This is a genomic window from Thioalkalivibrio thiocyanodenitrificans ARhD 1 (assembly GCF_000378965.1).
Taxonomy (GTDB): Bacteria; Pseudomonadota; Gammaproteobacteria; order Ectothiorhodospirales; family Ectothiorhodospiraceae; genus Thioalkalivibrio_A; species Thioalkalivibrio_A thiocyanodenitrificans.
On the sequence record NZ_KB900536.1, the window covers coordinates 2263425 to 2283342 of the forward strand.

Sequence of the window (19918 nt, forward strand, 5' to 3'; positions counted from 1 at the left end):
TGCGCCGGGCGGACAACCCTGTGTAATATAATTATTAACTGATTAAGTTATATGCCTGCCCCGAAAAATTCAACTTTTCCCTTGCGGCTATTGGTTTCGGCCCGGACGCTGGGCGTGACCCTGCTGATGGCGGCCCTGTTCACGATCGGCGACGCACCCGGCGCCGAGGACAGGGCCCGCGTCGCGGAACGGCTGGAGGAGGTCCGCAGGGAAATCGCCGCGATGCGGGACCGGCTGGAGGCCGCCGAGGGTGAAAGGGGCCGGATCGAGGCCGCCCTGCGGGAGACCGAGACCCGCATCGGGCAAACGGACCGGCAGCTGGCCGAGGTCACCCGCGCCACGGAGGAGGCCGATGCCCGGCTGAAAGCGCTCGAGACGGAGCAGCAGCAGGAGCGCGAGCGGCTCACCGGTCAGCGGGAAAAGCTGTCGCGCCAGTTGCGCGCCGCCTACCTGGCGGGCCGCCAGGACCGATTGGCCCTGCTGCTCAACCAGGAGGATCCGGCCGCGGTGGGTCGCCTGCTGGTGTATTACCGGCGCTACAGCGACGCCCATGGGGCGCAGATCCACGAAGCCCGGGAAGCCCTGGAACGGCTGGCATCCATCCGCCGAGAGGTGGGCGAGGCGCGGGAAAGGCTGGCGGCGGAACGCCGGCGCCAGCAGGCCCTGCGGGACCGGATGACGGAGGGACGGGAAGAGCGCCGGCGCCTGCTGGCACGCCTGGAGCAGGAGATCCAGGCCACGGGCTCCGGTCTGAAGCGGCTGGAAGAGGACGAGCAGGGGATGGCCGAACTGCTGCGCTCCCTGGACCGGGCGCTGGAGGACATCCCGGCCCACAGCCAGCTGGACGATCCCTTCGGAGAGCGGCGCGGCAAGCTGCCCTGGCCGGCCGAAGGGCCGCTCAGGGCGCGCTTCGGCGCCCCCCGCGGCAGCCAGTCCGGACTCGAATGGCGCGGCGTGGTGATCGGTGCGGATGCGGGTGACCCCGTGCACGCGATCCATCACGGCCGCGTGGTCTTTTCCGACTGGATGCGCGGCTTCGGTCTGCTCACCATCATTGATCACGGCCAGGGCTACATGACCCTCTACGGCCATAACCAGAGCCTTTATCGCGGCCCCGGGGACTGGGTCCAGGCGGGCGATCTGGTCGCCAGGGTGGGCGAGGGCCCCGACCCGGACAACCAGGGTCTGTACTTCGAGATCCGCCAGCAGGGCAAACCGGTGAACCCCGGGCGGTGGTGCGACTCTAATGTGAAGATCGCCGCTCCCGCATCCGACCGCTAGCCCGCATGTGCATCCCCGTCCGTCACGGGGTGACATAGGCGGGTCAGGCCGTCGATGTTATGATCGGCTTATATGAGGTCCGCGCGCCCCGGCCGCCGACCGCGACACTGGAGATCCGTAAGTATGAAACCGACCATTCGGATGAGCGTGGGAATCCTCACCGGCATCGTGCTTGGCCTCGCGCTCAGCATATCCTTCGGCGTGTTTGCCAATAAGCAGGATGGCCACGAGGCGATCCCTCTGGAGGATCTGCGCACCTTCACCGATGTCTACATGCGCATCAAGCGCAACTACGTCGAAGAGGTGGATGATGCCACGCTCCTGGAGAATGCCATTCGCGGCATGCTCTCCGGTCTCGATCCCCATTCCAGTTACCTCAGCAAGCGTGACTTCCACGACCTGCAGATCGGCACCAGCGGAGAGTTCGGCGGCCTTGGTATCGAGGTGGGCATGGAGGACGGCTTCGTCAAGGTGATCGCCCCCATCGACGACACCCCCGCCAGCCGGGCCGGAGTGCGCGCCGGCGACCTGATCATCCGCCTGGACGACCAACCCGTGAAGGGCATGAGCCTCAACGAGGCCGTCAACGTGATGCGCGGCCCCAAGGGCACCGACATCACCCTGACCATCATTCGTGAAGGCGCTGACAAGCCCCTGCGGATCACCCTGACCCGTGACACGATCCAGGTGCGCAGCGTGCGCAGCGAGATGCTGGAGCCCGGATTCGCCTACGTGCGCATCAGCAACTTCCAGTCCAAGACCGCGCAGAACCTGGTTGATGAGGTACAGAAACTGCAGAGGGAAGGCAACGGCCTGCGCGGCCTGATCCTGGACCTGCGCAACAACCCCGGTGGCGTTCTCAATGGCGCCGTGGGCGTTTCGGACGCCTTCCTGGAGGAGGGCCTGATCGTCTACACGGAAGGCCGCACCGCCGATGCCCAGTTCAAGTACCAGGCATCCCCCGGTGATGTCTTGCAGGGTGCCCCCATGGTGGTGCTGGTGAACGAAGGATCGGCCTCCGCCTCGGAGATCGTGGCCGGCGCGCTGCAGGATCACCAGCGCGCGGTGGTCATGGGCACGCGTACCTTCGGCAAGGGCTCCGTGCAGACCATCCTGCCGCTTCGACAGGACACCGCGCTCAAGCTGACCACGGCGCGCTACTACACGCCGGAGGGCCGGTCCATCCAGGCTGAGGGCATCGATCCCGATATCCTGCTGGAGCGCCTCAAGGTCAGCCAGGCGGACGGCGAGGAAGGCGCCTTGCGCCCAGTCACCGAGGCAGACCTCTCGCGCCACCTGCAGCGCCAGCGCGCGGCCGAGGAGGCACGCGAGGACAACGACAACGGCGAGCGCGCCTCCCTGGCCCAACGTGACTACCAGCTCTACGAGGCCCTCAACCTGCTCAAGGGCCTCACGATCCTCCAGGCCCGCAGCTGATGCGGGCCGCCGGCCGGCGGCTCGCTGTGCTGTGGCTGGCGGCCCTGGCCTTCTGGGCCGTACAGGGCCACGGCGGGGAGCCCCGTCCTTTCGTGGCCATTATCATCGACGACCTGGGCAATCAGCACGAGGCGGGGCTTCGCACGCTCGCGCTGCCCGGGGCCCTGACCCTTTCCTTCCTGCCGCACACACCCCATGCCGAGGTCCTGGCGATCCGGGGACACGAGGCGGGCAAGGAGATCATGCTGCATCTGCCCATGCAGGCTGGTGACGACCGGCCCCTCGGGCCCGGCGGCATCACCGCCGACATGGACCGCGAGACCCTGGGTGACACCCTGCGGACCGCGCTGGCCTCGGTGCCCCATGCGCGCGGCGTGAACAACCACATGGGCAGTCTGCTCACCCGACAGCAGGAACACATGGACTGGTTCATGGCCGAACTGGCCAGCCACGACGGCCTGTATTTCGTCGACAGCCGCACCACGGCGCTGACCGTGGCCCAGCGCACCGCGCTGAGCCACCGGCTGCCCGCCACCCGGCGGCATGTGTTCCTCGACTGGATCCCGGACGACGAATCCATCGTGGAGGCGGAGATGGACCGCCTTCTGGCACTGGCCCGGCAGCAGGGCCATGCCCTGGCCATCGGCCACCCCCATGGGTCCACCCTGGCGGTACTGGAACGACGGCTGGCGCAGATGCACGAAACCGGCGTCGAACTGGTCACCGTCAGCGACTACCTGCAGAGAAAGAAGATGGAGGCAAACCGGTTATGGCACGCATCCTCATCCCTCTCGCCAACGGCTCCGAAGAACTCGAAGCCGTCACGCTGATCGACCTGCTGCGCAGGGCCGGGTTCGACGTGGTCACCGCCGGTCTCGTGCCGGGCCCGGTGCGATGCTCCCGGGGCACCATGCTGCTGCCGGATCAGACCCTGGACGAGGCCGAAGGCGGCGACTACGACCTCATGGTCCTGCCCGGCGGCCTGCCCGGCGCCGACCACCTGAACGCCGACCCGCGCATTCACCGGCTGCTGAAGAAACTGAGCGAACAGGGCCGCTTCGTGGGTGCCATCTGCGCGGCGCCCAAGGTGCTGGCCGATGCCGGTCTGCTCAAGGGCCGCAAGGCCACTTCGTTCCCGGGTGTGCTGGAGGGCATGGAACTGGGCGACGACACCACCCTGACCGCGGAGACCGTCCAGCGCGACGGCAACGTCATCACCTCCCGCGGCCCCGGCACCGCCATGGACTTCGCCCTGGCCCTGATCGAACTCCTCGCCGGCCCCGAGAAGCGCCGGGAGGTGGAAGTGCCGCTGCAGCGCCCTGGCGGGCGTCAGGCATAAGGCGTTGTGCCTCCCCGCATGGGTCCGCTGCGCTTGACCCATCCTACTGACGCCATCCCGCCGTCACTGGTCCCGGACCGTAGGATGGGCAAAGCGAAGCGTGCCCATCCTACTGACTGATCGACCTGCTGGCCGGTCCCGAGAAGCGCCGGGAGGTGGAAGTGCCGCTGCAGCGCCCTGGCGGGCGTCAGGCGTAAGGCGTTGTGCCTCCCCGCATGGGTCCGCTGCGCTTGACCCATCCTACTGACGCCATCCCGCCGTCACTGGTCCCGGACCGTAGGATGGGCAAAGCGAAGCGTGCCCATGCGGACAGCGGAGCCAGGGAGCCAGCAGCCAGGCCCCGGGGTCGGGTGGCCGCCATCGCACCGTCACCTGTCGTTGGCGTCGTAGCCTTTCCGCATGGGTCCGCTGCGCTTGACCCATCCTACTGACTGATCGAACTGCTGGCCGGTCCCGAGAAACGCCAGGAGGTGGAAGTGCCGCTGCAGCGCCCTGGCGGGTGTTAGGCGTTAGGCGTTAGGCGTTAGGCGTGGAGCGTAATGACCGTGCCCAGGGATGCACGTGCCTACCGGTTATTCCCTCCCCCTCATGGGGAAGGACCGGGGTAGGGGCGGGTGGCTTCACGCCTACCTCCTCACGCCTCACCCCTCACGCCTCACCCCCGAACCACCCGCACCCGTCCCGCCGCCTCGCGGGCGCGGGCGCGGCAGTCGTCGATGTCGTCGCCGTGGGCGACCGCGACACCCATGCGGCGGCGCTCGAAGGCCTCGGGCTTGGCGAACAGGCGCAGGTCGGTGCCGGGCACAGCCAGCGCCGCATCCACGCCCTCGTAGGCGACACCCTTCGCCTCCAGGCCGCCATAGATCACCGCGCTCGCGCCGGGGTTGCGCAGGCGCGTATCAACGGGCAGACCGAGGATGGCCCGGGCGTGCAGCTCGAATTCGCTCTGCCACTGGGTGGCGAGCGTCACCAGCCCCGTGTCGTGGGGCCTCGGGCTCACCTCGCTGAACCAGACGTCGTCGCCGCGCACGAAGAACTCCACGCCGAAGAGCCCCTGGCCACCCAGGGCCCCGGTGACGACGTCGGCCATCTCCCGGGCGCGCGCAAGCGCCGCTGCGCTCATGGGCTGGGGCTGCCAGCTTTCCACGTAATCGCCCTTCACCTGCCGGTGGCCGACCGGCGCGCAGAAATCGGTTCGGACGACACCATCCTCACCCCGGGAGCGGACCGTCAGCAGGGTGATCTCGTAGTCGAACGCCACCACCGCCTCGACGATCACACGCCCCCGGGATACCCGCCCGCCGCTGCCCGCATACTCCCACGCCGCACTCAGTTCCCCGGCATCTGCCACCAGCGACTGCCCCTTTCCCGACGAGGACATCACCGGTTTCACAATGCAGGGATAGCCGATGCCGTCGCCGACGGCGGCCGCCAGCGCCTCCAGGGAATCGGCGAAGGCATAGCGGGAGGTGGCGAGCCCCAGCTCCTCCGCGGCCAGACGCCGGATTCCTTCCCGGTTCATGGTGAGTTGCGTCGCGCGCGCCGTCGGGATCACCCGTGCCAGCCCGTCGGCCTCAATGCGCCCCAGTTCATCCGTGGCAATGGCCTCGATCTCCGGCACGATCAGGTCGGGGTGCTCGCGCTCCACCAGTGCGCGAAGCGCGGCGGCATCGGTCATGTCGATCACGTAGGCCCGGTGGGCAACCTGGTGCCCGGGGGCGTTTTCGTAGCGGTCCACCGCAACCACCTCCACCCCCAGGCGCTGCAGGGCGATGATCACCTCCTTGCCCAGTTCACCCGCGCCCAGCAGCATCACGCGGGTGGCCGAGGGGGAGAGGGGTGTGCCGATACGGGTCATGACATGCCTCTGGTGGATGGGTCGCAATGGCTTGGCAGTATAGGCGAAGTGGGCCGGGCCCGGCGCGATGCCGACGCTATGGAGCGCCCACACGCCATGCACACCCGGAACCACCCTGAGCCGGGAGGCGCAAGGCAGCGCCGTGTGCAAGACCTGAAGGCGTTTGGCCACAGAGGTCACAGAGGTCACAGAGCAAGGAAGCAAGTCCGAACGCCATTGTTCAGGCCTGATCTGAAATCCGCTCCAGTTCGGTTTTACCTCTGTGCCCTCTGTGCCCTCTGTGGCTGAAACGCCGTCGGCTTTCAGTGCATCCGCCATCCCGCCGGCGGCGGCCCGAACGTCATGAACGGTAGCTTGTCGGCGATGGACGAGGGCCTCATCGGGCTCTAATCCATGGAAAATGTGTGGGAAAATTCTGTTGGGGAGGACCGGTCCAGCCACGTTGGAAGCGGTTTCCAGTCTCAGGAAGGACCAACGCCATGATCAGATGCATCATCCTCACCGCGCTCATACTGGGCGCATTCTCAGTGCAAGCCGAGCACGGCCCTCACGCATTGCCCGGGGAACTCCTCAGTGCCTACGAGGCCCTGCGGGCGGAGGTGGAAAATGACCCCGATGCGCTCGAGCGGGTCATTGCGGAAGGGCGCGGGCGCGCGGTCTTTTGCAATGCCTGTCACGGCCCGGACGGCAATGCCCGCCGGCCGAACTATCCCTCCCTGGCCGGCCAGAACCCCGTCTACCTGCTCGACCAGATCGAGCAGTTCGCCTCCCACACCCGCGAGAAGCGGATCATGAACGATCTGGCGGAGACCTTCAGCACGGAGGAAAAGGTCGTCCTCGCGCTGTACTACGCGAACATGGAACTGGAGCCGATCGCGGACCTCGACACCGAGCTGGCGCGCGCGGGGGCGGGGGTCTATGAGGCGCGTTGCGCCCAGTGTCACGGTGACCAGGGGCTGGGGGAGCAGGGTTACGCGCGCATCGCCGGCCAGAGCCCGTCGTATGTTGCCAATGTGCTCAAGGCGTATCGCAGCGGTGAAAGCCCGCGCCGGCCCAGCGCCATGTTCGGTGTCGCAAGAGGCCTTTCGGAAACCGATGTCGATGCCGTCGCGCATTACGTGGCCGCTTTGCGTTGAGGCAGGACCAACAGGAAAAGGAACGGGACATCCATGATTTCGTCCCTTCGGCCCATGGCAGATCCCCCTGCACTGCGGCCAGGCGCCGGCAGTCGAGGATTCTGACCCCCGACTCCCCCCCTACAACCGCACCCAGCCCATCAGCAGGGCGCATCCCAGCAGCACAAGGAAGCCCCCCGCCAGGCGCTCCAGGAGCACCCGCTGGCCGGCCAGGTGCAGGCGCAGGCGCCAGGCCACCGAAGACACGCCCAGTCCGAACAACAGGGCCGGGATGACAGTCGCTCCCGCGCCGAAGGCCATGCCGAGCATGGCGCCGCCCGCCATGCTGCCCAGGGCGGCGGCGGCAAGCACCACCGTGCCCAGTGGCGCACAGGGACTGAACGCCATGCCCAACCCCATGGCAAAGCTGCCCGAGGCCACGGCGCGCCGCTGGCGTGCGGTATCCGCCATCGGGCGCATGATGCGAACCGTCGAGCTGCCCTTGTCGCCGCAGCCGGCGCTGCGGCGACCGGCACGCACCAGGATGACCAGGCCGACCAGCATGCAGCCCAGCCCCGTGAACAAGCGCATCAGCCAGGGGCTCTCTACCGCCATGGCCTGTCCGGCCAGACCGGCCGCGGCGGCGATGCCGGTGTAGCCGAGCAGACGCCCCAGGGAAAACGCGCCGACCGTCAGCCAGGCTGCGGCGCGCCCCCCGCCCCGACCCACCAGGGCCGGCCCCAGCAGGGGCAGGCAGACGATGGAACAGGTCCCCGCTCCGAACGCCAGTCCGAGCATCAGGGCCGCCCCGGTCGACAGCACCAGGCCGTCCATCACGACCTGCCTCCATCGCTCCGGGAGCGCGATGCCCCACGCGTGGCCTCACCGGGCTCACCCGCCCTGCCCGGCGCCCCGAACGAGGCGAACCGCATCTTCTCCCACCGGACCTGCGCCTTCTTGCGTTCCTTGAAATAGGCCGGCGAGGAGGAAAACAGCGGCATGCCCGCATAGCGGATCTGCAGCACGTCCTTGTCCGGACAGAACTCGACACACCGGGCGCACAGGGTGCAATCCGGGAAGGTCACGTCCCGCTTGTGCATCTCGGTGTGGATCTCGCGGATGTCCATGGGGCAGGCCTTCGCGCACAGGCCGCACTTTTCGCAGCGGGGAGTGCCCTTCTTCACCAGCCTCACCAGGCCGAGTCTGCGGAAGGCCGCATGCAACGCCAGCATGGGGCAGATCCGGCAGAACGGCTGGCGCAGGGTCATCCCCAGCGTGACGATCAGGCCGAAGAGAAAGACACCCACACCCGTCCAGAACATGGTCCCGGGGCTGGAAAGATTGATTCTGAACTGGCTCAGATCTCCGGTGGCCAGGGTGGTCAGGAAGCGGCTCGGGCAGACGCTGCAGAAGGTGGCGCTGTTGGCAAAGCCGGCCGTGGCGAGGCCCATCCCGCCGACGATGGGCAGCCCGAACACCAGAATGGCCAGCATGAACCACTTGGCCGGCCGGATCCGCCTGACGGCCTTGTCCGGCAGGCCGTCGGGCTGCCGGATGCCCAGCTTCTGCCCCAGACTGGCGAGCAATTCCTGGAAAAACCCCAGGGGGCAGGCCCACCCGCAGAAGGCCTTGTTGAACAACACGAACAGGATCAGAAAGGTCGTCAGGGTCAGGCCGACGGTCAGCAGGCCCGTCCAGAGCGACGCCTCGCCGAGAATGGCGCTGCCGATGTAGCGCCCGGATTGTCGCTGCACCGGCACCAGCACGCAGTAGTCGGCGCTCTGCCCGTCGTAGGCACAGGTCAGCGCGGGGAACGCAGTGGTGATCTTGTCGGCGGTGTACACGCCGACCACCGAGGCCCCGAACACCAGGAACACTACGATCACCGTCTGCGCCAGCTTGCGGATCACCGAGACATTGCGCCAGAACCTCATGCCTCGCCCCCCCGGCTCGGTCTCTTCCTGCCGTGAGTGCGGGGCGGCGGCGCCAGGGCGCTCACCCTGCGACCGATCAGTCCGCCCCCCACCATGCCGGCCGCCAGCAGACCCACCGCCCAGCCCGCCGACTCCCAGTTCGACGGATGGGGGCTGTAGGGCATGGTCAGGGTGGTGGCAAGGCGCTCACCGTCCGCACGATGCATGCTCCGCAGCACCAGTTCGGCGGGCGGGGTGGCGCGGCGGCCGGGCAGTACCTGCTCGAAGTCCGTCGGTATGCGGAATGCGACCCGCCCGGTCTGATCGGCGCGCTCCATCAGCCGCGTGCCATTGGATGTGCGCAGCTCAACCGTCGCCCCCTCCAGGGGCTCCCCCTCCAGGCGAACCACGAAGGCGGCGCGCATCCCCTCGTGCAAACGCCGGTGTTCCCTCGGCAGCGGGGCCGGGACGATCTCGAGGCGCGTCTTGCGGGCCCCGGTCAGATCCGCGGGGCTGATGCGGCTCGCGGCACGCAGCGCGAACCGGCCGCGCAGGTCCGGCTCCTCCGGGCTGCGCAACTGAAGATAATGGATCGCGCTCTCCTCTCCGCCTTCGTGGCGGCGCACGGCGACCAGTGCCTGATAATAGCCGTGCGCGGTGCGCGGCAGACGGGGGCGGGTGCCGTCAAGGGCGATCTCCCGCCGGTCAGGCGACCACAACGTGACCTCCACATCGCCGGTGTCACTGAGCCATGGCACCGAGCCATGGCGCATCGCGCCCGCCGGCGGGCGGCGGGACCCCGCGCCCTGCCCGGAGTGATCTCCATGCCCATGGGCATGTTCGCCGCCATGCGCCGCCGCTTCCTCCGGACCGGCCACCAGTCGCCACTGCATCGCATGGGCGGGCTGGGCCAGCCACAACAGCATGGCCGCAAAGAGCAGCGCGGCGCCGGTGAGGCGCATCAGAAGCTCACCGAAAGGCCCGCCGTCCAGACGCGGCCGGGATCGACTACGATGGACAGATCCTCGCCGTCATAGACGCCGTCGCGATTGGTGTCGTAGAAGCCCCTGGCGATCAGGAAGTACTGGTCATCCAGGACGTTGTCCACCTTGAGGTAGGCCCTGACCGTGGAGGCCTTCCCGCCGAACAGCCTGACGCGGCTGTTGTAGGCCAGCATCATGTTGAGCAACGTGCGCGAAGGCAGCTTCTCCTGGTTGATCTCGTCGGCATAGCTTTCACCGCGATAGTCGATCTCGGTGGTGAACCGCCACGCGGGGGCGGGATGCCAGTGGGTGCGGAAATTGATCGTGTGGGAGGGCGTGCGCGGCACCTTATTGCCCTTGTTGTCGTAGGGTTGGAAATAGACCTGGGTATTGGGGTCCGTCAGCTCCTCAAGGGAATCGACCGGTGTTCCCCCGATCATGTTGCCCAGCGCCATGTAGTACTCGTCGTAGCGCTTGAAGTAGCTGTCCAGGTAGGTGTAGGCGAGATCGAAGGCAAGCTGGTGCCGGACGTCCGTTCGCAGCGCGAGCTCGAGGCCCTGGCTGGCCACATCGCCGATATTGTCGAAGTACACCTCGTCGGCAGCCTTGGCATTCACGTACTGGCCGATGTTGCTGACGATGTAGTCCTTGCGGCGGATATGGAAGATCGAGCTGTTGAGCTGCGTCGGCCAGCCGAGCAGATCCACATCGGTGCGCAGGCCGATCTCGTAGTTGCGGGTGTGCTCGGGATCGAGATCGGGATTGGTGGACAACTCCTCCAGTGTCGGGGCCCGGAATCCGGTGGAGATGCCGCCATAAAGCGATGTCACCGGACTGAGCTGGTGGTCGCCGCCGATGCGCCATGAATGCACGGTCAGTGTCTTGTCACGCTCGATGCCTGCGAGGCGGTCCTCGTCCTCCAGCCTGATCCGGTCCAGCCGGTAATTGGCGGTCGCCGTAGTAGCCTCGCCCAGCCCGACCCGGGTTTCCGCATACAGGGCGTGGGTAGTCTCCTCGCGGTAGCCGTCACTCATCACAGTGCCCGCCTCGATGACGGGTCCGACCGGCGAGTTCCGGTAGTCCTCGCGGACTACCGAGATTTCGTCAAAGGTGTTGCGCTTCAGTTCCGCGCCGCCCATCAGGCCCCATCGGCCGAAGGATTCGCGTGCCTCGAGCTTCATGCCCCGCTGTTGCTGCTCGTAATCGGTGCTTCGCTGATAGGCATCGACCTGGCTGTCATCGACAAAGTTGCCGTCCGCGTCAAAGCGGATCGGCGCCACCCAGAAATCGGTCTGATCGTCATACTGATAGGCAATGGCCAGCAGGTTGCCGGTGGGGGAGAAGTGGTTGGCGTAGGTGAGATTGAGGCGCTGCAGGTCGATCTCGAAGTGGCGCGTGCGCCCGCGCCCTTGCTCCTCCCCCTTGGGGTCCAGCCGGGCGTTGGTCACGCCGGTGACCGATCCTTCCCGGTCGCGGTAGCGATCGGAGCGCTCGAAACCAAATGTCAGGTCGCTGCGATCATCGATGAACCACTGGAAGTTGCCGGCCAGAGTCTTGGCGTAGCGTTCGGAAAGGGCGTAATAACCGTCGGTCTGCCGATCCGAGTACTGAAGGTGACCGCCAAAGTTGTCGCTGAGCCACCCGCCCTTGACATGCCAGCGCTGGTAACCGAACGAGCCCCGGTCGTGCTCGGCGGTCACGCCTTCATGGCGGGCGCCGCGCTTGGTGGTGATCACCACCGCCCCGGACAGGGCATCCTCGCCATACAGATAGGAGGCGCCGCCCTTGATGACGCGGATGGATTCGATGTTATCGAGATCGATATTCACCCGTCCCGTACGCTCGAACACCGGCACGCCGTCGATGATGATGGCCACGCCGGGCTTTTCGCTCATGAAGCGCTGATTGTCGATTCCGCGAAGTCGGATCTTGGTGCCGTCCTCGCCTCCTCGCAGGTCCGCGGTCAGGCCGGGGACGGCACGAAGCACATCGATGATGTTGGTGGCTCGCTGTTCGTCGATCTGCTCGCCGCTGATGACGGTCGAGCTGGACGGGTCATGAAGGCCCGCCTCGAAGCGGTCCTCGATGGCCGAGCCGGAGACGACGATGGTCTGCAGCGCGTTTGTTTCACTCCAGGCACAGCCCGCATAGGCCAGCAGCAGAACGCCTGCTGCCGAGGCGCAAAGCCGGGATGCCGGATACGGAGAGATATCCTTCAGAGTCGCATGCATCGTTGGTGTGAGTCGCAGTGGGCGGATGCCTTGCGGTCAGCAACGTGCATGCCAACCCGTAACCGACTGATCTCACGACAAAACAGACGATGATGCGCGGCGTCATACCACACACCTCCGGGTCACATGGCCCAGTCCGCCGACATCCTGCCCGGGACCGATGGAGGAGGAGAGGAGAAGCCCCCGCCCCGGGACGCACACCGGTTCGCGCGACGGGGACGCTCAGGGTCCCCGATCGGCGCAGTGACACCGGACGGGTTCCGGGGGACGCATGGGTTCAACCGGGGGACGCGGTTCGCGGTGCGCCTCCGGGCCGGATCAGAAGCAGATCATTGAGGGTCGGACGTGCCCGGCGGCATCACGCGGGGTGCCGAAGCGGGTCATGGCGTGGGCCTGAGCGGGGGTGCCCCCCGACCGCGGACAAAGGGCAGGGCACCACCGGGTGGAGGAATCCCGGCGACGCCCCGCGACGTGCGCAAGGCACCGTTTCGTTTAGCCACAGAGGGCACAGAAGAGAATCGAGAGCTGGCTTCGGTCAGGTTACCGGGAAGGAGGCGCAAGGCGCCGTGACCCGGTTCGATTCGCTCGTTTTGCTCTGCGCCCTCTGTACCCCCTGTGGCTAAACGCCTCCCGCCTCACCCCCGGCATCCCGGACACATCCGCTGTGCGCGGGGGCCGGGTACGGTGCTACCTGCGATCGTAGATGCGCGTCCGCCCGTCGGTGCCGATGGCGACCACGTCGTAGCGTTCCGTGTACGGGCCGCCTTCCATGCCGGGGGACCCCATCGGCATCCCCGGAACGGCGATGCCCCGGATATCCGGCTGCTCATCGAGCATGCGCCGAACCAGATCGGCCGGCACATGCCCCTCCACCACGTAGCCGCCGATGGTGGCGGTATGGCAGGACTGGAGATTGCCCGCGACACCCAGCTCGGCCTTGATGGGGCTCAGGTTCTGCCGGTTCTTCGGCTCGATCTTGAAACCCGCCTCCTTCATGTGGTCGATCCAGTCATTGCAGCACCCGCAGGTCGGGCTCTTGTAGACCACCATGTCGGCCGCCTGTGTGGACTTGATCGCCATGACGCCGAGGGCGCCGGCCACGATGGCCGTGATGCCGATCGCCTGGATAACGCGGAGGGACTGCTTCGGCCTGTTCACCCTGGCCGCGGCCTTGCGTTTTCTGCTCATCTTCAGGTACCTCTTGCCCCGTCATGCGGCGCATCGCTCAATGTCCGGTTTGCGCGCTGCCCCTGCCGGTGGCGGAGGGGGCCGTCCCGCGTGCCGATGAGGTCATTCTGTCCGCTCCGGCGCCTCCACCGATTGATCTTGATCAACATCGTGGCCTGATGTCCCACCCGCGTTCACACGGGCGGGACGCAATTCCGTTGAAACCGGGGATCATGCCGTCCTGGCCCTGGCAGAGGGTAGCGCCGGCAAGGAGCATCGGTTGGGGACGGAGGAGCTTGAGAACAGCGCACGATGCCCCGCAGTCAGAACCACTCACGCGGCCCGGGACGGTCCATCGACGGTGTTCCGGGGCCATTCACCCGACCGCAGAAAGACGAAAGGCACGCCAATGGCGTGCCTTTCGCACCGGAAGAAAACCGGTCGGGACTTACTGGAAGATGCTTTCGTGCCGGGTACCCACCATCTCCGGAACCTCCGGCGGGCAGACATTCTCCGGATCGATGCGGTAATCGGGCCCGAGACCCAGTTCCTCCGCAGTGGGCATGTTCTCGCGCGCGATATTCAGTGCATCGAGCAACCTGCCCATGCCGCCCAGGGCCCGGGCGTTCGCGATCTCCAGGTCGTAACTCGCGTTCACGAAGGCGCGGCTGGCCTCGAAGTACTCGTTCTCGGTATCGAGCAGATCGAGCAGGCTCCGCTGGCCGATACCGAATTGCTGACGGTACGCGGTGCGCACGCGATCCGAGGAGTTGCGGTGCTGGCGCAGAAAACGCAGCTGCGTGGTCAGGGAGCGGATGTCGTTATAGGCCACGGAAACCGTCTGGCGGACGTTGCGGCAGACCTCTTCCTGGCGGTAACGGGCCGCGTCGAACTCTTCGGTGTACTGCTGCACGCGGGCCTTGTCGGTGCCGCCCCGGAACAGGTTCCAGGTGAGCACCACCTGCGCCAATGTATCGATGGTTCGCACGTCCTCGCGCGGCAGCATGTCATTCGACCATCCATGACGCACCTGGAAGTCCACGCGCGGGTGGTATGCGGCGCGGGCCACATTATGCTGCTGCTGCGCCGCCTCCATGTTGGACAGCGACGCGAACATCCCCGGGTTCATAGTGATGCCTGCGGTCAGGGCCTCGGCAGGCGTGGCGGGCATCAGTTCCTCCGGGAAGACACCCTGGAGATCGACGCGCCCGGGCGGAGGTGCCATGCCCACCACCCGGTAGTAGCGCGCGTTCACGTCATGCAGATTCTGGCGCTCGGTCAGCAGGTTCGATTCGGCCAGCGCCAGACGGCCGGCCGCCTGCTCCAGATCCACGGCACGGGCGACACCGCTCTCGGTCTGTTCGACGACCTGATCATAGACGCCCTTGTGCGCGTCGTAGTTCTCCTGCGCCAGGTCCACCAGTTGCCGCTGGCGCTGCACATCGGCAAACGCCCGCACCGCCTCCAGCGCGGCCTGATGTGAAGCTTCCTGCAGCTCGAAGTAGCGCACCCGCTGGATCTCGCTCAGGCGGACCACCTCGCTGCGCACGCCGAAGCCGTCATAGAGCATCTGGGTCAGGGTGACATCGACCGCGCGGGGGTTGCGGGAGAAATCCTCGAAATCATCCCGCGGATAGCGCTGGCGATGATACCCGCCGCGTGCGTTGAGATCGACTTTCGGGAGAAAGAGACCCCGCGCGCCATCCCGTTCATTGCCTGCCGCCAAAAACGCGTGCCAACGCTGCTGCACATCGGGATGCGAGGCCACCGCCTCGATCGCCGCCTGGCGGAGCGGTTCCGGGGCTTCGGCCTGCGCCGTGCCTCCCACACACAGTGCAACGGCCGCCGCCAACGCGCACAGGCGTCCCCTGCCGGACATGGACCCACTTCTGGTCATCGTCATTCTCCCCTAACGAAAAAGGTCACTGTCCCCGGCGGCCCGGATTGCCCAAGCCACCCTTCCATGCAGGACAGTATTCGCTCCCTGCAAGAATAGGACGTTCCGCGTGACCTTGCAATAATTGTGAAGAGATTCTCAACACTTGCACGGCATACATGATCCACAAACCGATTACACCTGGATGACGTCCCGGGCAGGCGCCCTGTTCTGGCATTCCACCCGCCCTTCGCCCATCATCAACCGGTAACCCCTCATCCCACGGCGCCCCGGCCCTTGTTACCGAGACGACTGCCCAGCCCCGCCTTTCGGTGTCCGCGCCATCTGCTGTTGCTGGCACTGCTGATCCTTGGCCTGGCGGCCAGCACTCAGTTGGCGGGGCTGGACGACTTTGAGCGCCTGGAACGCATCGCGGCGCAACGCCACGGGCCGGAGACCGCCGAGCGCGTGCGCCACTGGCGTGACCTGTTGGAACGGGTGGCCGACGACGATGAGCGGACCCAGATCCGCGAGGTGAACGAGTTCTTCAACCGCATGCTCCTCTACCAGGACGACCGGGTGACCTGGGGCCAGGAGGACTTCTGGGCCACGCCGCTGGAGGCGCTGGACAAAGGCGCGGGGGATTGCGAGGACTTCACCATCGCCAAGTACGTGAGCCTGCGCAAGCTCGGGGTGCCGGATGAGCGCCTTCGGCTGTTCTATGTGGTCGCGCGCATGGGCGGACCCGGCAGCAACATCACGCAGGCGCACATGGTGCTTGGCTACTTCACGGATCCCGGTGCCGAGCCGTTGGTGCTGGACAATCTGGTCACCTTTATCGAGCCCGCCTCCCGCCGCGACGACCTGACGCCGATCTTCAGTTTCAACAGCGAGGGGCTCTGGCCCGACGGAGCCGAACGCTCCGCCGCCGATCCCACCGCCCGCCTGTCGCGCTGGCGCCGGGTGCTCGAACAGATGGACGCGGACGGCATCGACCTGAACCGTCCGATCACGGATACTCAAGGCACCGAGTGAGGGCTACACCATGTCGTTGAGAAAACAGCTCTGGATCGCCGTCGCCATCCTCCTGCTGCTGGCACTCATGGTCAGCATCGTGGTGAGCACCCTGTCGGCCCGCAATTATCTGATTCAGCAACTGCACACCAAGAACATCGACAACGCCGCATCGCTGGCCCTGTCGCTGTCGCAGCTCCCCAAGGACGAAACCACCGTGGAGCTGCAGGTCGCGGCGCAGTTCGACACCGGCCACTACCGCCGCATCCGGCTGGTTGCGCCCGACGGCGAGGTGATTCAGGAGCGCCACAACCCGGCGGCGCCGCAGGGGGTGCCCGACTGGTTCGTGTCCATGGTGGCATTCGACATCCGTCCCGGCGTCGCGCATATCTCCGACGGCTGGCGATCCTTCGGCACCCTCTATGTGGAGAGCCAGACCACCTACGCCTACGAGTCGCTGTGGAGCGGCACGCTTCGCCTGATCGGCATCTTCGCTGCCGGGCTGCTGCTGATCGGCCTGCTGGGCAGCTTCCTGCTTGGGCGTCTGGTGCGCCCGCTCAACGACGTAGTCGAACAGGCCCGCGCCATCGGCGCCCGTCGCTTCGTCACCATCCGGGAGCCGCGTACCCTGGAGTTCCGCACCCTGGTGCGGGCGATGAACCGGTTGTCCGAGCATGTCCGCCTGATGCTGATGGAGGAATCCGCACGGCTGGAGATCCTGGAGAACCGCCTGCTTCACGATCCGGTCACCGGCCTTCTGCGACGCGAGCCGTTCCTGGCCCGCCTTCAGGCCGCCCTTGACAGCCGGCACGCCCGAACCGCGGGCATTCTGGTCGTGCTGCGGGTGCAGGACCTGGCGGCGCTCAACCGGCAGGTGGGACACGCCGGGGCGGACACCCTGCTGCAGCGGATCGCGGAGGTCCTGGACCACGAGGCCGCAACCACGGATTACGGCGCGGCGGGACGCCTGAACGGTTCGGACCTCACCCTGTTCGCGGAGAACGTCACCGACCCGCAGCTCTACGCGGATTCGGTGCTCGCGGCCGTGCGCGGCGCCCTGGGCGGGCAGGCGCCCGAGGGCCTTCGCCTGACCGTCGGCGCCACCCCGTTCGAGGCCGGGGATGACACCGGTCAGATCCTGGCCCGCGTGGACAATGCCCTGGCGCGCGCCGAGATGGACGGCGGTGACCGGGCCGAACATGAACCCCACGCCGCCCACCCGTATACCGGTCAGGAGGCCTGGCGCGAGGCGATCACCCGCGCCCTGGATGAGCGCGGCATCATCCTGGGCAGCTTTCCGGTGGTGGATCCCGGCGGCAAGCTGCTGCACACCGAGGCCCCGATGCGCCTCACCCTGGAGGGCGAACAATGTGCGGCCGGGTACTTCATGCCGTGGGCCGAGCGCCTGGATCTGATTCAGAGTCTGGATCAGGCGGTACTTGAGGCGGCCATGGCACGCATCCGGCGCGAGCAGCAGCCCCTGGCCATCAATCTGTCGGTGCGCACCCTGTGCGACACCGGGTTCCGCCATCGTCTGGAGACCGCACTGGGCAGTTCCCCCGAGGTGGCCGGCCACCTGTGGCTGGAGTTTCCGGCCCGCAGCGCCCTGCAGCACCCGGGCGAACTGCGCGACATCTGCCGCATCGCCCAGGGTACCGGCTGCCGGATCGGTCTGGAGCACGCCGGCCCCGAGACCTTCCGCCAGCACGATCTGAGCAGCCTTGGCGTGAATTACGTGAAACTCAACGGGGCGCTGATTGCCGCCACCCGCGGATCGGCGGAGGCGCGGGCCCTGGTGCGAGGCCTGTGCACCCTGGCCCATTCCATCGGCATCCTGGCGATCGCCGAAGGCTGTGACACGCCCGAGGACCTGGAGAAACTGCCGGAACTGGGCCTGGACGCCATGACCGGGCGCGCCGTGTAGCGGTTACGGCGCCTGCCGCGCCAGGGATCTCAGCCGCCCGCCGCCCGGGTGAGGCTTTCAGGCTGCACCTCGATCAGTTCGGCACTCGCATCCCCGGCACCCAGGATGGTTTTCAGGACCGCCGCCCAGAACGGCACATTGACCCTTTCCATGACTTCCTTGCCGCGTACCTGACGGTGAATGAAGTTGGGCATCGTGTTGATCTCCAGCAGCTTCACAGACCCGTCATCCAGGCGCAGGAAATCCATGCCCAGCACGGTGTAGGCATCGACTCCGGACGCACTTCTCGTGCGCTCCAGTATCGGCCCCAGGTCCCTGACGCAGGCCTGGACCCGCGCAAGAACGGCATCGCGGTGCTCGAAATCCGCAAGCGGCATCAGCTCCACGGGGCTGTGATCGCGATCGTAGCCCCGATGGTCGATCTGTACCGCGTAGTCGGTGCTGCCTTTTTCGTAGGGGAATCCGTGTGTCAGGAGAAAGCCGCCGTCATACAGATACACCGCGCCGTTCCACACCACGCAGTACATCCGGATCGTGAACTTGCGCCCGTCAATGAGATCGAGGTTCTCGACCCCCGCCTGCAGGATCTGGTTCTCCTTCAGCGAGAGGGAATCCAGGCCATCACCGCGCAGGCAGTACATGTCCCTTCCTGCCGTCCCGAACACGGACTTGACGAACCAGACCATCTCCCGATGGTCGGAATACGCTTGCGCCTCCTGTACCGTTTCAAACGTCGGCGGCGCCAGATGCGCAAGCCGATTGGTTTTCAGCAGCCGTGCCAGGTTGCGCTTGTCGCCGAGGCTGTTGGTGATGCGGCGGTCGATCAGTCGGACGATGCGCCGTCCGGGTGTGGGGGGGATATCGAGCGACTTCCCGCCATAGGTATCCCAGTACACAAAAGTGACCGGCGGTGCCGCGTCCGGATACCCTGACCGGGCGGTTGCCAGCGCCGACTCGAAGATCGGTTTCGCCCGGTTGACGTGCAGCCGGATACTCCCCGCAGCGCCACCGCGCGCCGCTCCTGACCGCGTGGCGGCCGCCCGGGCGGACCGGCGCCGGGCCGCCGGTGCCCAGATGTCCCACGTGTCGAAGTTCTGCACCTCGCTCATGGGACGCGCGTGGAACCACAGGTTGGCGGCCCACTTCTCGCCCCTGAGCACCGGCAGGCCCGCATGCAGGCTGCCGGGGTGCGCCTTCAGCTCGCCGGGACGGGTGTTGTTGAAGATCACCAGCCGCCCCCGCCGGGGGCTCACCTCCACGTCCAGCTTCGGGAACGCGGTGCCGCCGCCCTCCTCGACATCGTTGAGGTACAGCAGCGCGGTCACCATGCGCTGGCCGCCACGCCGGCAGCACCGCTGCCCCCTCGGCGAGGTCAGGTCGTAGGCATCGTAGTGGGGCCGGTACTCCTCGGCCGTCGCGTAGCGGAGCACCTGCAGGGATTCGGCATGCGCAAGGGGGATGCCGACAACGGCGGCCACCCGTTCGCCAATGTCGCGCACCTGCGGGTCATCGGCATACCGCAGCCAGCAGTTCTCGCCCGAACGCCCGGGAACGATGGTGCTCCGGTCATCCAGGGACACCTTCGCCCGCTTCATCCCGGCCGCCGCCCTGCGCACGATGGCCGCGCATTCCTCAGGCGAGAGGAAGTCATCGATGATCGCGACGGGTGGGTCGTCCGACAGCGCGATGCTCCCCTCGTAGGCCTGCCGGGGCGCGACCGGGGCTGTGTCGGCAGCCCGCTTCTTCAACCTCGTGACCTTCACATCAGTTTCTCCACGCG

The 19918-nt window shown here is 66.9% G+C and carries 15 protein-coding genes; 7 read left to right on the plus strand and 8 right to left on the minus strand.

All coding sequences use genetic code 11. The features are described from left to right. Nucleotides 1-114: 114 nt before the first annotated feature. From THITHI_RS0110720 to THITHI_RS0110735, 4 genes are all read left to right on the plus strand, one after another. Nucleotides 115-1281, plus strand: coding sequence for a murein hydrolase activator EnvC family protein (locus tag THITHI_RS0110720; RefSeq protein ID WP_018233093.1), 1167 nt, complete (start codon nucleotides 115-117; stop codon nucleotides 1279-1281). Between the two features lie 123 nt (nucleotides 1282-1404). Continuing rightward, on the plus strand, nucleotides 1405-2718 hold the full coding sequence (locus THITHI_RS0110725; protein WP_026186266.1) for a S41 family peptidase: 1314 nt from the start codon (nucleotides 1405-1407) through the stop codon (nucleotides 2716-2718). Continuing rightward, nucleotides 2718-3548, plus strand: a complete 831-nt coding sequence (locus THITHI_RS0110730) for a divergent polysaccharide deacetylase family protein (protein WP_018233095.1) — start codon at nucleotides 2718-2720, stop codon at nucleotides 3546-3548. The genes THITHI_RS0110725 and THITHI_RS0110730 overlap by 1 nt, the downstream gene beginning before the upstream one ends. Further along, on the plus strand, nucleotides 3488-4057 hold the full coding sequence (locus THITHI_RS0110735; RefSeq protein ID WP_018233096.1) for a DJ-1 family glyoxalase III: 570 nt from the start codon (nucleotides 3488-3490) through the stop codon (nucleotides 4055-4057). The genes THITHI_RS0110730 and THITHI_RS0110735 overlap by 61 nt, the downstream gene beginning before the upstream one ends. A gap of 655 nt (nucleotides 4058-4712) precedes the next feature. On the opposite strand, the gene purT is transcribed toward THITHI_RS0110735, so the two are convergent. Beyond that, nucleotides 4713-5915, minus strand: a complete 1203-nt coding sequence (gene purT, locus THITHI_RS0110740) for a formate-dependent phosphoribosylglycinamide formyltransferase (protein ID WP_018233097.1) — start codon at nucleotides 5913-5915, stop codon at nucleotides 4713-4715. Between the two features lie 479 nt (nucleotides 5916-6394). Here purT and THITHI_RS18900 point away from each other — a divergent pair, with 479 nt between their 5' ends. Further along, nucleotides 6395-7051 carry a c-type cytochrome gene (locus THITHI_RS18900; protein ID WP_018233098.1) on the plus strand — a complete coding sequence of 219 codons (657 nt, stop codon included), beginning with the start codon at nucleotides 6395-6397 and terminating at the stop codon, nucleotides 7049-7051. 120 nt (nucleotides 7052-7171) lie between these two features. On the opposite strand, the gene THITHI_RS0110750 is transcribed toward THITHI_RS18900, so the two are convergent. The 6 genes from THITHI_RS0110750 to THITHI_RS0110775 all read right to left on the minus strand — a co-directional run bounded on the left by THITHI_RS0110750 (nucleotide 7172) and on the right by THITHI_RS0110775 (nucleotide 15203). Continuing rightward, entirely contained in the window at nucleotides 7172-7864 is a 693-nt protein-coding gene (locus THITHI_RS0110750; RefSeq protein ID WP_018233099.1) for an urease accessory protein UreH domain-containing protein, read from the minus strand. Then, nucleotides 7864-8964 (minus strand): 4Fe-4S binding protein, encoded by a 1101-nt coding sequence (locus THITHI_RS0110755; protein WP_018233100.1) that lies wholly within the window; start codon nucleotides 8962-8964, stop codon nucleotides 7864-7866. Before THITHI_RS0110755 ends, THITHI_RS0110750 begins: the two co-directional genes overlap by 1 nt. Then, nucleotides 8961-9905 carry a hypothetical protein gene (locus tag THITHI_RS0110760; RefSeq protein ID WP_018233101.1) on the minus strand — a complete coding sequence of 315 codons (945 nt, stop codon included), beginning with the start codon at nucleotides 9903-9905 and terminating at the stop codon, nucleotides 8961-8963. The genes THITHI_RS0110755 and THITHI_RS0110760 overlap by 4 nt, the downstream gene beginning before the upstream one ends. Then, on the minus strand, nucleotides 9905-12157 hold the full coding sequence (locus THITHI_RS0110765; protein ID WP_018233102.1) for a TonB-dependent receptor: 2253 nt from the start codon (nucleotides 12155-12157) through the stop codon (nucleotides 9905-9907). Before THITHI_RS0110765 ends, THITHI_RS0110760 begins: the two co-directional genes overlap by 1 nt. Nucleotides 12158-12844: 687 nt before the next feature. Next, nucleotides 12845-13345 (minus strand): DUF411 domain-containing protein, encoded by a 501-nt coding sequence (locus tag THITHI_RS0110770; protein ID WP_018233103.1) that lies wholly within the window; start codon nucleotides 13343-13345, stop codon nucleotides 12845-12847. 427 nt (nucleotides 13346-13772) lie between these two features. Next, the gene (locus THITHI_RS0110775; protein WP_018233104.1) at nucleotides 13773-15203 is read right to left on the minus strand and encodes a TolC family outer membrane protein; all 1431 of its coding nucleotides are present in this window, start codon (nucleotides 15201-15203) and stop codon (nucleotides 13773-13775) included. Nucleotides 15204-15551: 348 nt separating this feature from the next. On the opposite strand from THITHI_RS0110775, the gene THITHI_RS0110780 reads away from it, so the two are divergent. Both THITHI_RS0110780 and THITHI_RS0110785 read left to right on the plus strand, forming a co-directional pair. Continuing rightward, nucleotides 15552-16235 (plus strand): transglutaminase-like cysteine peptidase, encoded by a 684-nt coding sequence (locus THITHI_RS0110780; RefSeq protein WP_018233105.1) that lies wholly within the window; start codon nucleotides 15552-15554, stop codon nucleotides 16233-16235. 10 nt (nucleotides 16236-16245) lie between these two features. Further along, entirely contained in the window at nucleotides 16246-18138 is a 1893-nt protein-coding gene (locus THITHI_RS0110785; protein WP_018233106.1) for a bifunctional diguanylate cyclase/phosphodiesterase, read from the plus strand. Between the two features lie 29 nt (nucleotides 18139-18167). Here THITHI_RS0110785 and THITHI_RS19805 read toward each other — a convergent pair whose 3' ends face one another. Further along, the gene (locus tag THITHI_RS19805) at nucleotides 18168-19901 is read right to left on the minus strand and encodes a 2OG-Fe(II) oxygenase (RefSeq protein ID WP_051079932.1); all 1734 of its coding nucleotides are present in this window, start codon (nucleotides 19899-19901) and stop codon (nucleotides 18168-18170) included. Between the last annotated feature and the right edge of the window lie 17 nt (nucleotides 19902-19918).

Coding starts and splice junctions, on each gene's coding strand:
- THITHI_RS0110785 (WP_018233106.1), top strand. CDS start 16,246: ATGTCGTTGAGAAAACAGCTCTGGATCGCCGTCGCCATCCTCCTGCTG.
- THITHI_RS18900 (WP_018233098.1), top strand. CDS start 6,395: ATGATCAGATGCATCATCCTCACCGCGCTCATACTGGGCGCATTCTCA.
- THITHI_RS0110775 (WP_018233104.1), bottom strand. CDS start 15,203: ATGTCCGGCAGGGGACGCCTGTGCGCGTTGGCGGCGGCCGTTGCACTG.
- THITHI_RS0110750 (WP_018233099.1), bottom strand. CDS start 7,864: ATGGACGGCCTGGTGCTGTCGACCGGGGCGGCCCTGATGCTCGGACTG.
- THITHI_RS0110725 (WP_026186266.1), top strand. CDS start 1,405: ATGAAACCGACCATTCGGATGAGCGTGGGAATCCTCACCGGCATCGTG.
- THITHI_RS0110755 (WP_018233100.1), bottom strand. CDS start 8,964: ATGAGGTTCTGGCGCAATGTCTCGGTGATCCGCAAGCTGGCGCAGACG.
- THITHI_RS0110730 (WP_018233095.1), top strand. CDS start 2,718: ATGCGGGCCGCCGGCCGGCGGCTCGCTGTGCTGTGGCTGGCGGCCCTG.
- THITHI_RS0110760 (WP_018233101.1), bottom strand. CDS start 9,905: ATGCGCCTCACCGGCGCCGCGCTGCTCTTTGCGGCCATGCTGTTGTGG.
- purT (WP_018233097.1), bottom strand. CDS start 5,915: ATGACCCGTATCGGCACACCCCTCTCCCCCTCGGCCACCCGCGTGATG.
- THITHI_RS0110735 (WP_018233096.1), top strand. CDS start 3,488: ATGGCACGCATCCTCATCCCTCTCGCCAACGGCTCCGAAGAACTCGAA.
- THITHI_RS0110765 (WP_018233102.1), bottom strand. CDS start 12,157: ATGCATGCGACTCTGAAGGATATCTCTCCGTATCCGGCATCCCGGCTT.
- THITHI_RS0110770 (WP_018233103.1), bottom strand. CDS start 13,345: ATGAGCAGAAAACGCAAGGCCGCGGCCAGGGTGAACAGGCCGAAGCAG.